This is a genomic window from Hymenobacter sp. B1770 (assembly GCF_049896385.1).
Lineage (GTDB): Bacteria > Bacteroidota > Bacteroidia > Cytophagales > Hymenobacteraceae > Hymenobacter.
In genome coordinates this window covers 22979-36573 of the sequence record NZ_JAFCUF010000010.1, presented here as the reverse complement: position 1 = coordinate 36573, position 13595 = coordinate 22979, and the positions used below count along the sequence as shown (strand labels likewise).

5 protein-coding genes are annotated in these 13595 nt (G+C 60.6%); 2 read left to right on the top strand and 3 right to left on the bottom strand.

The window, feature by feature from the left end; all coding sequences use genetic code 11:
* Positions 1 to 12: 12 nt before the first annotated feature.
* Positions 13 to 5019: a gliding motility-associated C-terminal domain-containing protein gene (locus tag ACP7AJ_RS18005; protein WP_426061587.1), complete on the bottom strand. Its 5007-nt coding sequence runs from the start codon at positions 5017 to 5019 to the stop codon at positions 13 to 15.
* 190 nt (positions 5020 to 5209) lie between these two features.
* Complete coding sequence (locus tag ACP7AJ_RS18000) at positions 5210 to 7492, bottom strand: GEVED domain-containing protein (RefSeq protein ID WP_426061586.1); 2283 nt, start codon at positions 7490 to 7492, stop codon at positions 5210 to 5212.
* A gap of 290 nt (positions 7493 to 7782) precedes the next feature.
* Between ACP7AJ_RS18000 and ACP7AJ_RS17995 the strand changes: the two genes are divergently transcribed.
* Positions 7783 to 8586, top strand: a complete 804-nt coding sequence (locus tag ACP7AJ_RS17995) for an SDR family oxidoreductase (RefSeq protein WP_426061585.1) — start codon at positions 7783 to 7785, stop codon at positions 8584 to 8586.
* A 219-nt stretch (positions 8587 to 8805) separates the two neighbouring features.
* On the opposite strand, the gene ACP7AJ_RS17990 is transcribed toward ACP7AJ_RS17995, so the two are convergent.
* Positions 8806 to 10527, bottom strand: a complete 1722-nt coding sequence (locus ACP7AJ_RS17990) for a S8 family peptidase (protein ID WP_426061584.1) — start codon at positions 10525 to 10527, stop codon at positions 8806 to 8808.
* Between the two features lie 296 nt (positions 10528 to 10823).
* Between ACP7AJ_RS17990 and ACP7AJ_RS17985 the strand changes: the two genes are divergently transcribed.
* Positions 10824 to 13442, top strand: coding sequence for a PIG-L family deacetylase (locus ACP7AJ_RS17985; protein ID WP_426061583.1), 2619 nt, complete (start codon positions 10824 to 10826; stop codon positions 13440 to 13442).
* The last annotated feature ends 153 nt before the right edge of the window (positions 13443 to 13595 follow it).

Here is a 13595-nt window from a genome sequence, read left to right as displayed (position 1 = left end):
GGATTCGTGGCCCTACTTCACAATCTCGAACCAGTTTTTGAGGTTGGTGCCGTTGGAAAGTTTCAGCAGGTAGAAGTAAGAGCCGGCCGGGGTCTTGTCATCGCCACCCCAGTTGTTCTGGTAGTTGGTGGTGCTGTAAATTTCGCGGCCCCAACGGTTGAACACGGTGAATGTGTTACCGGGATGGAGCTGGATGTTGTCAATCACGAGCACATCGTTCTGACGGTCGCCGTTCGGGGTGATGATATTGTAGGTCTTGGTCAAGCCTTCAAAACGCACACTGGCTTCGTTAGAGAATGAATTCATATTCAGCGGGGTGCCATTTATAAAGGCAATCACCCGGAAATTCTGTTCAAAGCCAAACCCGGTGGCCGTGGCATCGGCGTCGGTGTTGGAGATGGTGGCCTGCAGGGTGTTGCCTGGTACGCGGCGAACCTCAATTGCCTGTGCGGCATCGGCGCGGCGTGCGATTATATACTCTGATACCTGGGCGCCCACGTAGGCGTTCCAGGTGAGCGTGATACTGCCTTGGTCACGGCCGCCGGTGCCGGGTACGGCGGTGGCTACGAGGCGCACCGTTTGCACCACGGTGCTCGATATGCGGGTGCCGCAGCCGTTAGTAAGGTCAAGGCGGTACTCGTAGGTGTTGGCGTCGGCGTTCACGCCGTTGCTATCGGTATAGGTAGTGGCCGAAGCGGGCGCCTGGCCCACCACGGCAAAGGCACCAGTGCCGGCCACTCTCCGCATGATTTGTACCAGGTTGGGAGTGTTCGTGCTGTTTGAGACCCGCATCCTGAGGACAATGCGGTTATCACTGTCTGTGTCTATGTCTACCGAGCCCAGAGTCAGCGCGATGTCGGGGCTATCGAACAAGATGGTGCGGGTGGCTAACGGACCGGGGCATAAAGCCGGACTGGCACTTATTTCAGAGGCACTCACGCTGTAAGGGCCAGTCGGGTTGAACTGAACCGTAACCTGACTGGCGCTGCCGCCAGCTGTGATGGTGCCGCCCACTACCGTCCATTGGTAAGTAGCGCCCACGGTGGGGTTGGCAATGGCGTAAGACTGCCGAGTGGCCGTATTGCACACAAAGCCCGAACCCGAAATGGTAGGCGCGACTGGTGTGGGGCTCACCGTGAAGGGCATGGTGATGGCCGGACCTGTGCAGCCGGTGGCCGAAGTTTCGCGCACCGTGAGCATATAGGTGCCGGGCGCCGGAATGGTGGCCAGGGTGCGTGTGCTGCCGGTGCCCGTGAGCGGGATGTTATTTGAAGTGGCGCCAGTCAGTTGGAACACGTAGATAGCGCCGGCCAGGCCGCCGGGCAGCGAGAACGTGACGGGGCTACTGGTCTGGCACACGTTGGTGGGGCCGGCAATGGCCCGCGCCTGCGGCGAGGGGTTAATCAGGACCTTCAGCGTGTCGGATATGCCACGGCAGATGCCGCCGGCTGGGTTGCTGGTTTCGGTTACTACTATTTTGACGATGGTGGGCACCGTTACGGGGGCCCAGTTCACGGTCACGGTGTTTTGAGCCGTGCTCACCTGCGTACCCCCAATGATTTCCCAAGCGTAGCTGGAGCCATTGGTGAAAATGCCGCTGCGGTAGGTGTAGGGACCATCGGACTGGCAGACGGACTGCGGCAGCGGTGCCACAGCGGTAATATCGCCGGGGCCGGTGGGCCGCACGGTTTGCAGGCGCTGGTTGATGATGACGAGCAGCGTAGTAGTATCGGAAGAGCAGCCTTGGGCATTGAGGTGGAATACCTTAACCGAAGCATTGTTGGAAGCTGCTCTCCAGTTCACGGTGATGGCGGGAGTGCCCTGGCCGCTGGCAATGGTGCCGCCAGTGACCAGCCAGGTATAGGCGGTGGCGGTTGGCGTGGGCACTGAGTAGGCAATGCCCGTGACGGTGGGGCACACCGAAATAGGACCCGTGATGGCCTCAGGCGCCGGACGAGGATTCACGGTTACCACCACGGCATCAGTGCTCACGCATCCGGCGGCCGAAGTGGCCGTCAGGGTCAGGGTGACGAGGAGCGGGTTGGCAGTGGTGTTCGTTCCAGTGAAAACGGGCTGAGCAGCAGTGGCGCTGCTCAGGCCCGCGGCGGGGCTCCAACTGTAGGTGTAGCCGGCCAGGGCCGGGGTTCCCAGCGTTACCTGCCTGCGGTCGCACACGGCCACATCGGGACCAGCATTAACAGTGGGAGCGGGGTTGACCGTTACAGCCACGGTGCTGGAACTCATGCAGCCGTTGGCAGTGGTGGCGGTGAGGGTGTATACCTGGGTCAGGCTGGTGGTGCCGGTGTTGGGCAAGGTCACGGTCGGGTTCAGGACCGAGGTGCTGCTGAGGCCGGTGGCCGGTGCCCAGGCGTAGGTGGTGCCTGCTACGGCCGTGCCGCCAATTGCCACGCCCACGTTGGGGCAGGTCTGTTTGGCTGGGCCCGTATCGGCCACAGCGGCGGGGTTGATGGTTACACTGACGGTGCCGGTAGCCATGCAGCCATCGGCGCTGGTCGTGGTCAGGGTGTAGGTTCTGACGACAGGAGCACCGGTTGTGTTGGTGCCCGTCACCGTGGGGTTAAGAATGTTCGGGTTGCTAAGGCCGGTGGTGGGGCTCCAGCTGTAAGTGCTGCCGGCCACCGGAATGCCGCCCAGCGGAGCCGATGTGGTGGCCGAGCAGAAGCTGATGGCTGGGCCCGGCGTCACCACGGGAGCAGGGCTCACAGTTACTACCACGGCGGAGGTAGCGGTGCAGCCGTCGGCGTTGGTGGCCGTTAGGGTGTAAGTGGCCGTGATGGGAGCGTTCGTGGCGTTTGGCAGCGTCACGGTGGGCTGCGCGGCAGTGGGGTTGCTCAGGCCAGCGGCCGGGCTCCAGCTATAGGTATAGCCCGCCAGGGCTGGGGTGCCCAGCGGGGTCGAAGCCACGCCCTGGCAGGTGGTGAGGGCCGGGCCTGCGTTAGCAACAGGGGCAGGGCTCACGGTCAGGCTCACTGTTTGGGTGCTGCTGCAGTTGGCGCCTGCCGAAACGGTGAGGGTGTACACCACGACGATAGGCGCGCCGGTGGCGTTGGGCAGCGTCAGGGTGGAGTTGGCCACGTTGGGGTTGCTCAAGCCAGTGGCGGGGCTCCAGGTGTAGGTATAGCCGGTTTGGGCCGGCGCGCCTAGCGGGGTAGGCACCCCGGGGCAGATGGTGCGGTTGGGGCCGGGGTTGGCTGTGGGCGGTGGCGTAACGGTCACCGTTACGCTGTTTGAGATGTTGCAGGTGCCGTCGGTTCCCACTACGGTGTAAGTGGTGGTGGTGGTGGGCGTAACCATGAGCGTGGTGCTGGTGGAGGTTTGTCCGCCCCCGCTCCAGACATAGGTGAGGCCCGCTATGCCCGCCACGCTGAGCGTAGAAGACCCGCCGAGGCAGATGGTAGGGGAACTGGCCGTGACGGTGAGGGCGGGCAGGGGTCGGATGTCCACGGTTTTAACCACAGAGTCGGTGGGGCACCCACGTGAGGAGATGCCTTTCAGCACCAGGGTGCCGGTGGTGTTGGCGCTGGCCCAGGTTACTTGCACGGCACTTGTGCCCTGGCCCCCGGTGATGGTGCCGCCCACAACGCGCCAGTTATACGAAGCTGGCACGGGGCCGCTGGCGGTGTAAGTGCGCGAGGTGACAGGGTCGCACACCGTGGCTGGCCCGTTGATGGCATTGGGCCCCACCGCCCGCGTAACGGTAATGCGGAAGATGTCGGAAGCCATGCGGCCGCCGCAACCGTTGTCTTTCACGGTCACGCCCAAGTCGTAGGGGGTAGCGCGGGCATTGCCGCAGGCCGAGTTGAACACAAACGTGCCCGTGACGGTGCCCGTGCCCGTGGCCGTGGCCGTACCCGTGAGGTTGCCGGGCGAGACGGTGCCGGTGCTCCCGTTAAAAGTGGTGTTGAACGGCCCGGCGCCGTCGAGCAAGGCGCTGTTCACGGTCATCACCAGGGGGTTGTTGCTGGCCTGCGTGGCGGTGATGGGAATGCTCAGCGACTGGCCTTCCTCAATGGTGTAGCTGCGGGGCGTGACCACAGCCGGCGGCAGCAGGGGAGGCGGCGTGGGCGGGCAGGTCGATACCACCAGCTGTAAGTCGCGGCGGGTGGTGCCAATCAGGACTTCCCGGCCGTTGATGTTGCGGTACTCCGACACGTCGACGGCTACTACGTACAGGCCATTGGCGGTGGCGCCGTACCGGGCCACGCCGGTACTCGCATTGATGGTAGCAAAGTTGCCGGCGCCCCCTCCGAACGGATTGATAACGCTGTAGCCTTGGTTGTAGGTAACCGGCGGGGGCAACGGCGGAAAGGAGTTGACGTTGGTGCGCTGGCCATATGGGCTGCCGAAGGAATACACCAGTCGGTCCCCGTCGGCATCAAACGCATTATTGAGCGTGATGGTGGTATCGTTTTGGCACACAATGGCCACGGCGGTGTCAGAGAACACGGGCGAGCTGTTGGAAATCAACGGCGGGGCCATGCTCACGAAAAGAGTGAGAGGGGTATTGCCCGGGTTGCTGATGTTGGTAATCGTGTTGTTGCGCGCCTGCACCGAGTACACAGCGTAGTAGCCATCGAACGACACGGGCAGGTTAACCGTCTGCACGTATTTCAACAGGTAGAAGGGCTGGTTGGGCCCTACCACGGCGCAGCCCGCCGGCACCGGCGGAAGCACGGGTTGTGGGTTTGCCACCCCTTGCCGCTGGGCCGTGTAAGTGCCAATGCGGGTGCCTGTGGTTTGGTTATAAATCTCAACCTGAGCAAAGTTGGGATACGCGGCAATGCCATTCGGATTGCTAACCGTGTATAAGCCGTTGCTGTAGATGGTAACCGTGATTTCGTAACGAAATGGGTTTCCCGCGGGGCCGTTGGCATCGAGGTAGCGGTAGCTCATCTCGCCTCCCAGCAAGTGAGTAGCCTGCGCCGGGCGCACCCCCAGCACAAGCAGTGCCAAGAGAATAATCGACCCAAAAAAACGCCGGAGTAGGAGTGTTGACATAAAATATAGAAAGAGGGGGTAGTTTTTAAGCAATCAGCGCAGAGAGGCAATAAGCGGCCCGAGGGGGTGAGCCTGCTTTTTCTTGAGTCCCTAAAGGGTGAGTTTGGACAGAAGTAAGTTGATACAAAAGCTTCCAAGGTGCGGAGTCGACACTTGGTTTTTAGTTAACTCCGCACCTTGGAAGTAGTAGCTATTCGCGTACCACGCGGCGCACGACCGACTGCCCCTGGGCATCGCGCAGGCGCAGCACATACACGCCAGGGGCCAGGGAACTCAGGTCGAGTTCGGCATCGGCGGCGGGAGCCAGGCGCAAGGCAGTGCGCAGCACGGTAGCCCCAAGCAGGTTCTGTATCTCAGCAGTATAGAGGCCGGTGGCTTTGGCGTCGGCCAAGCGCAGGTTGAGGCGGCCGTCGCGGGTGGGGTTGGGGAAGAGGCTGAGGGACGGCAAAGCCAGGGCCTCGCGGGTGGCCAGAGGCTGCACGCGCAGCAGGTAGTCTTCCACCTCTGCATTGAGCAGGTTGATGGCGCAGGGCGAAATAAAATTGCTGCTTGCCACGCTTGTTACCCGCATGCGGGTATTGAGGGTGGTGGCCCGGGGAGGCGAAACAAAGTTGGCTGTGAACATGGCCGAGTTAGGGCCGTTGGTCGTCAGGCCATCGGCCACCAGCTCCCACGCATCAAATATGCCGTTTGTATTCCAGTCGACCCACACCGACGTGCGGTGTACGATGGCCAGGTTGGTTACCACCGTGAGGTTGACCTGGCCACCTGCGGGGACGATGATGGGCTGGGTCGTATAGCTGGCGTAGCCACCAGTTGCATTGCCGGTCACGTTGTTGTAGGCCGGCAGGGCATTGGAAACCCGCACGGCCGACATCCAGAAAGGACTGGCCTGCAGTACGCCGCCGGGCCCAACCCCACCTGTGCCATTCGAGTGGCAATAACTCAGACAGGGAATGGAGATAACCACGGCGTTGAGGCGGGTTATGCTGGCGGTGCCATTGGTGTTCGTGGCCGACAGGCTCACGTTGTAGGTGCCCGAAGCGGTGTATTGGTGCGAGGGATTTTGCAGCGTGCTGGTGCTGCCATCACCAAAGTCCCACAGCCAGGAGGTGGGCAGGTTGGTGGTGAGGTCGGTGAACTGTACGGGGTTCACGCAGCCGCCAGCCACGTAGTTGCTGGTGAAGTTGATGTTGGGAGGCAAGGTGTTGGGCCGCGCCACCACCGTGTAGTCCTCGGCCTGGCCGCTCACGGGGTTGGAGCAGGGACCGGGGTTGTTGCCAACAGCGTCAGCGATTACCCGCAGCCGCAGAGGCTGATTGAGCACGGTGCCGGTGGGCAGGTTCAGGTTGGCGGTGGTGCCAGGGCTGGCCACGTTCGAGCCCTGGTAAACCAGTTCGTCGGCGGCCAGGGTGCCGTCGTTGTTTTTATCCAGGTACACCCGGATGTCGTGCGGATTGGTGCCCCCTGTGTTGATGTTCATCGGATAGTTAACGCCGGAAATCAGCTCGGTGCGCTGGGGACAGGTGAAGTCCTGGTAGCCGGCCCGGCCATCCGCCGAGGGGTTGTTGATGCTGTTGAGCTCGAAACGAATAATGCCGTAGTTAGCAAAGTAATTGACCGTCTGGGGTGTGCAGCTGGCCGCCACGGGCACAGCAGTGTTGTACACAATGCTGGTGGCCGCACTGGTGTTAGTGCCCGCCGAGTTGGTAGCGCGCAGCGTAACGGCGTACGTACCGGCCGTGGTGTAGCAGTGGTTGGGGTTTTGCGCAGTGCTGGTGGCGCCGTCGCCGAAAGTCCAGAGCCAGGCCGTGGGCAGGTTCTGGCTGGCATCGGTGAACTGCACGCAGCCCGTGCAGGTGGTGGTGGCGCTGGTAGTAAAGGCTGCCGTGGGCGGGCTGCCGTTGGCTGAAAGAGTTACGCTATAGTCCTCGTCCTGCGAGTATTGGGGCGTCGAGCAGGGCGTGGGAACCACGCCATTGGCGAAGTCGGCGGCCACGCGCATGCGCAGTTGGGCGCCGAGGGTAGCAGCGGCGGGCGGTGTAATGGTGCCGGTGTGCTGAATTAGGTTATCGGAGCTGAAAACCAGCTCGTTGTTTCCGGTGAAGGCGCCGTCGTTGTTGTAGTCTATCCACACCCGCACGTTCTCCGGCGTGTTGGCATTGGTGCGCACACTGATGGCGTAGCTCTGGCCCACTACCAGGGCGGCGTTGTTGGTGCAGCTGTTGTCCTGGTAGCCTTCGCTCTGGCCTACCGAGGTTTTATTGATGAGGTTGTTGCCCAGCGTTACATTGAGGATACCCATGTTGAAGGCCGCCGCCTGCGTGCTGCTGGCCCGGCCCGGCGTGCACGTTGCTGCTATTGGGCAGGTAGAAGTGGCCTGGGCAGCTGCCTGCTGTACTGCACCCAGCGTCATCAGAATAGCCACCATTCCCGGCGCAAAGCGGGACCAAGAACGTAAGAGTGGGGTCATACTATATTCAAAAGGAGAAGGGTATAATTCAGTGGATAAATGTAAGCAGAAAAATAGGACGCTGCCGTCAGAATCAGCCGTTAATGACTTTTAATCATCCTTTTCTTCGTTGTTTAGATCTGAATAAGACAATTTCTATTTTCCTTGTTTGGCCGGGCTTTTGTGGAATGGAGACGTTCGGGTTCTCTTGAAGCTCCACTCAAAATCGTAGCGCCCGGCCGTAAGTTTGCCGTCCCTCTTTCCCTGCTGCTTTCCGGTAGCATTTTTGGACCTGCATTTTTTTCAAGGCTATGCCATCACCAATTGTTCTCATCACCGGTGGCACTTCCGGTATCGGCCGGGCGTGCGCGCTGGCATTTGGCCGTGCGGGCTACCAGGTGGCCTTCACCGGCCGCGACGAAGCCAAGCTGACCGACACCGCCCAGGCGCTGGCCGCCGCGGGCATTGTCCAGCTAGCCGTGCAAGCCGATGTGGGCGACGAAGCTGCCGCCGAGCGTGCCATTCAGGAAACCGTGGCACGCTTTGGTGGTCTCAACGTGCTGATAAACAACGCCGGCATATCCATGCGGGCCCGCTTTCAGGACGCCGAGCTCGACGTTATCAAGCGGCTCATGCAGACCAACTTCTTCGGTACGGTTTTCACCACCAAGTTTGCCCTGCCGCACCTGCTGGCCAGCAAGGGCAGCATTGTGGGCATCAGCAGCATAGCTGGGTTCCGAGGTCTGCCGGGCCGCACCGGCTACTCGGCTTCCAAGTTTGCCATGAATGGCTTTCTTGAAGCTCTGCGCACCGAACTGCTTGACCAGGGCGTGCACGTGCTCACTGCTGCACCCGGCTTTACTTCCTCCAGCATCCGCCAGGTGGCCCTGGCCGCCGATGGTTCTGCGCAGGGCGAGTCGCCGCGCGACGAAGGCGCCATGATGAGCAGCGAAGCCGTAGCTGCCGAAATACTGAAGGCCGTGCAGCAGCGCCGGCGCTCCCTCGTGCTCACCGGCCAGGGCAAGTTCACCGTGTTCATGAATAAACTGATGCCGGGGCTGATGGACAAGCTGGTACTGAACCACTTTCGCAAGGAAGAGAAGGGGGTATTGTAAGGGAATTAAAAAGGGGTGCCAGGGTAGGTTGGCGGCGCGGCCTCGGGAAACCTCACCCCCGGCCCCTCTCCCGCGGAGAGGGGAGCCTGACGAAATCAGCTGGAACAGAAAGTCCCACTGCTCATTGCAGTGGGACTTTCTGTTTGATAAGCTATTCTCTTTTGCTTGTGCCGTGGCTCCCCTCTCCGCGGGAGAGGGGCCGGGGGTGAGGTTCCGCCCTTACAGCGTCGACTTCTGCGCCAGCTTCACGGCCTCGTACATATCAACAATGCCTCCCGTCACCGACAGGGTTGAGAAATCGGCCTGCTTGTCGGTGCCGGGCACCTGCACTTGGGTGCGGTGCACCTGGGCCGACTGCATGATGATGCGCTTCAAATCGGCTGCGCTCAGCTTGGGGAAATACGACTTGAGTACCGCGGCTACCCCGGCCGTTACGGGCGAGGCCATGCTAGTGCCGCTTTCGTTGCCAAAAGTGCTGCCGGGCAGCGTGTTGAAAATGGCTACGCCGGGGGCGAATACGTCCACCGCCTTCTTGCTGTAGTTTGAGAAGTTGGCTGGCAACTGGGCGCTGAGGCGCGGACCGGAAGCACCCACCGTAAGCAGGTTCGGTACAGGAGCTTTGTTGATGTAGAACGAAGCCGGGTAGTTGTTGGTGAGGTCGAGGTTGGCATTTTCGTTGCCGGCAGCGTGCACCAGCAGCACGTTTTTGCTGGCCGCGTACTTAAAGGCGGCTTCCACCGCTTGGCGCTGCGGCGAAAACTCCTTGCCAAAACTCATATTAATAATCTGTGCGCCATTGTCCACGGCGTAGCGGATGGCGTTGGCCACGTCCTTGTCGCGCTCGTCGCCATCGGGCACGGCCCGCACCGTCATGATGCGCACCGGGTTGGGCGCAATGCCCATTACGCCGAGGTTGTTGTCGCGCACGGCCGCAATGATGCCCGACACGTGGGTGCCGTGCATGGGGTCGGGGCCGTGAATGTCGTTGTTGCCGTAGTAGCGCTCGGTCAGGTCGTTGGGGTTGTCCTTCACAATGTCGGCGCGGGGGTTGAAGCTCAGGTTGAGCGAGTTGTCCAGCATGCTGCGCTCTTGCTTCACGCCCTCGTTCAGTTGTTTCAGCAAGTCATCGGCATCGCTGGAGCCCGTCTGGCGCATCATGTCGAGCATGCCGGCCACGGCGCGCTGCAGGTTGGGGTCGTCGGTTTTGGCGTTGCGCAGGGCCGTGGTGTCCAAGGTGGTCACGCCAAGGGCCTGCTTCATGCTGCCGACCATCATGGTGAGCGGGCCGGCCATGCTTTCAACCTGCTGGGCGCGCTCGGTTTCCTCAGCCAGGCGGGTTTTGTAGGCTTTCTCGGCCTTCACATACAGCGCATAATCCGCCTTTTCGGTGGGCTTTACCGTGGCGGCGGTTTTGCCTTTGAAACGCTTGCGGCCCGCGGCCACAATGCGCGTCATTTCCAGGGTTTCGGCGTTGATGTTGCGGCCGTCAGGGCCGCCCAGAAAGTTCCAGCCGTGCACGTCGTCGATGTAGCCGTTCTTGTCGTCGTCGATGCCGTTGCCCGGAATTTCCTTGGTATTGGTCCAAAGAATGGCCTTCAAGTCGACGTGGGCGGTATCGATGCCCGAGTCAATCACTGCCACAATCACCGGGGCAGGGGTTCGGTCTTTCAAAAGTTCCTCGTAGGTGCGGGTGGCGCCCACGCCGGGCACTTTATCGAGCCGGGGGTCTTTCAAATACCATTGGGAAGAACTTAAATCGCCAATGGCTGGGGTAGGAGCCGGGGTCGGTTTAGACTCAGGTTCTGTAATAACCTCCGGGGCTGGCGTGCTGACGGTGGTAGTTGCCGCTGCGGTAGTGGCCTGAGGCCGGCGGGCACAAGAGGATAGCAGCGTAGCAACCAGTAGCACTGGCAGGGATACGCGGGAAAGGATTGGCGTCATAGAATAGGAAAACGCCGCATCAAGCGGCTTGAACATGAACTAACCAGTATACGCGCCTACGGGTTCTGGTCGGGCTAAAGACGTGTCTGCTCGATGGGATGTTGCGCGGCGTCCTCCGGTCGGACCGCCTAGGCGGTCCGACCGGAGGACGTGAGGTAGGTATCCGACGAAATATAGTGCGGACTCCCAAAGCGCCTGCTGTTCTTACTTCAACCGGTTGGACCGCCTATGGTGGTCCAACCGGGTAGCCGCTCCGCTTGCGGTAACTTCGCGGCCCGAATCCTGTTTCTTCGCTCATGCGTTTCTACTTCTGCTCCGCTGCCCGCTTTCTCGCGGCATTCGTTGTCCTCAACTCTGCCTTCATCACCGAATCGAGGGCCCAGACCCCCAAAACCTACTCTTCCTCCGAAATCCTGCTGGGGCTGAAGAAGCTAAACGTCCTTGGCTCGGTGCTTTACATTGCCGCCCACCCCGACGACGAAAATACCCGCCTCATTGCCTATATGGCCAATGAGCGCCTGCTCGAAACCGGCTACCTGAGCTGCACCCGCGGCGATGGCGGTCAGAACCTCATCGGCCCCGAGCTGCGCGAGGGCCTCGGCGTCATCCGCACGCAGGAGCTACTCGCGGCCCGGCGCCTCGACGGCGGCCAGCAATTCTTCACCCGCGCCAACGACTTCGGCTTTTCTAAAACTGCCGAAGAAACCTTTAAAATATGGGACAAGGAGCAGGTGCTGGCCGACATGGTCTGGGTGATTCGCCAGCGCCGCCCTGACGTCTGCATCACGCGTTTCCCGCCCGATGCCCGCGCCGGCCACGGCCACCACACCGCCAGCGCCCTGCTCGCCATCGAAGCCTTCGACGCCGCCGGCGACCCCAAGCGCTTCCCCGAGCAGTTGAAATACGTGCAAGCCTGGCAGCCCAAGCGCCTGTTCTGGAACTCCGGCAGCTTCTTCGTGAAGCCCGGCGAAGACATGGCCGGCTACCTCAAGCTCGACGTCGGCGGCTACAACCCGCTGCTGGGCCAGAGCTACGGCGAAATCGCGGCTCGCAGCCGCTCCAATCACCGCAGCCAGGGCTTCGGCTCAGCGGCCCAGCGCGGCGAGGCGCTGGAGTATTTCCAGCAACTGAAAGGGGAGAAGGCCACCAAAGACCTGTTCGAAGGCGTGGACCAGACCTGGAACCGTGTGCCCGGCGGCGCGGCCGTGGGTAAGTTGGTTCAGGAAGTGATTCGGAAGTATGACCCGAGCAACCCAAGTGCCAGCGTAGCGGGGCTGCTGAAGGTGCAGGACCAGTTAAAGCGAATGGCGCTGCGTAATGCACCTGCCAATGAACGTCTGGATAATACTTCATTAAAGAACTTTTGGGCTGACCAAAAAATAACTGAAGTATTAAATTTAATTACAGGCTGTTTAGGTATATACGTCGAGGCTATCACCTCCAATGCGTTAGTGACAGAAAAGCTCCCTATTCAGGCTTCACTTGCAATTATTACTAGAGCGGACACCCCGATTGAACTCGTAACAATTGGAAGGGATAAGGACTGGAACGGTGTGGACAAAATGGTTGAGGATACGATAAATGGTTGGGACAACATGGTAGTTGATACGACAATTAATAGTGTGCTGAAGAAAAATAATATGTCAACATTTAAAATAAGAATCCCAGCCGTTTTTGCGAACAGTACTAATTCTCAACCATATTGGCTTACTTCTTCGGGTACGGTAGGAATGTACCAGGTTAATGAGCAGGGGCGGAGAGGCGCACCCGAAAATGCGCCAGTCGCACAATTGTATGTTAGTCTTAAAGTTCAGAATAATTATTTTACTATTTCCGTTCCCGTCCAGTACAAGCACACCGACCCCGTCCTCGGCGAGCTATACCAACCCCTAGCCGTGGTGCCGCCCGTGATGGTGAACCTGCCGCCCGCCCGGTCCTACGTCTTCGCCGATAACAAGCCCAAGACTGTGCCCGTCACCCTCCGCGCCGGGCGTGCCGGGGTGAGCGGCAACCTGGCCCTGGCCCTGCCCGCCGGCTGGAAGAGCGAGCCCGCCACCGTCCCCTTCACCCTCGCCAATAAAGACCAGGAGCTGACCGTGGACTTCCAGGTGCAGCCCAGCGCTAGTGCCGCTTCCGGCCACTCCGAGCTGCGCGCCACCGCCACGGTAGAAGGCCAGAAATATTCGCGCGGCATCCAGCCCATTGTGTACCCGCACATCCCCACGCAGTTTCTCTTTCCCGAGGCCGTGGCCCCGCTGGTGAAAGTCGACCTCAAGCGGCGCGGGCAAAACGTGGCCTACCTCATGGGCGCCGGCGACGAAGTGCCCGATGCCCTCCGCCAAATCGGCTACAACGTCACCATCATCGACCCGCACGACCTCACCGCCGCCCGCCTCAAGCCCTACGATGCCCTCGTGGTTGGCATCCGCGCCTACAACACCGTGGACCGTCTCAAAGCCCAGCAGCCCGAAATCCTCAAATACATTGAGCAGGGTGGTAATGTCATCGTGCAATACGTGGTGGCCCGCGGCACCGTGCTGCCCGAAATCGGCCCGTACCCCATGAAGCTGAGCAACGACCGGGTGACCGTGGAAGACGCTCCCGTCACTTTCCTCAAGCCCCAGCACCCGCTGCTCAACTTTCCCAACAAAATCACCGAGCAGGATTTCAAAGGCTGGGTACAGGAGCAGGGCCTCTATTACCCTAGCTCCTGGGACCCCAAGTACCAAACCGTTATCAGCAGCGCAGACCCCGGCGAGAAACCCAAGGAAAGCGCCATTCTGGTAGCGGACTACGGCAAGGGGCATTATATCTACACGGGTCTGTCGCTGTTTCGGGAGCTGCCGGCCGGCGTCCCCGGCGCCTTTCGGTTGATTACAAATATGATTTCCTACGGGAAGGAAAAGGTGCAGTAACGGGGGCTGACCCCAACCGGGCATGGCCCTGGCCTCCTTCTCTGGTTGAGAGGGCAACTACTGCGGCGTTAATAAATAGCGTCATTCATCGTTTCGGATTTTACCTTGCAGGTCGTTTGAGCTTTTTGCTTGAACGACCTACATTTTTTTGTC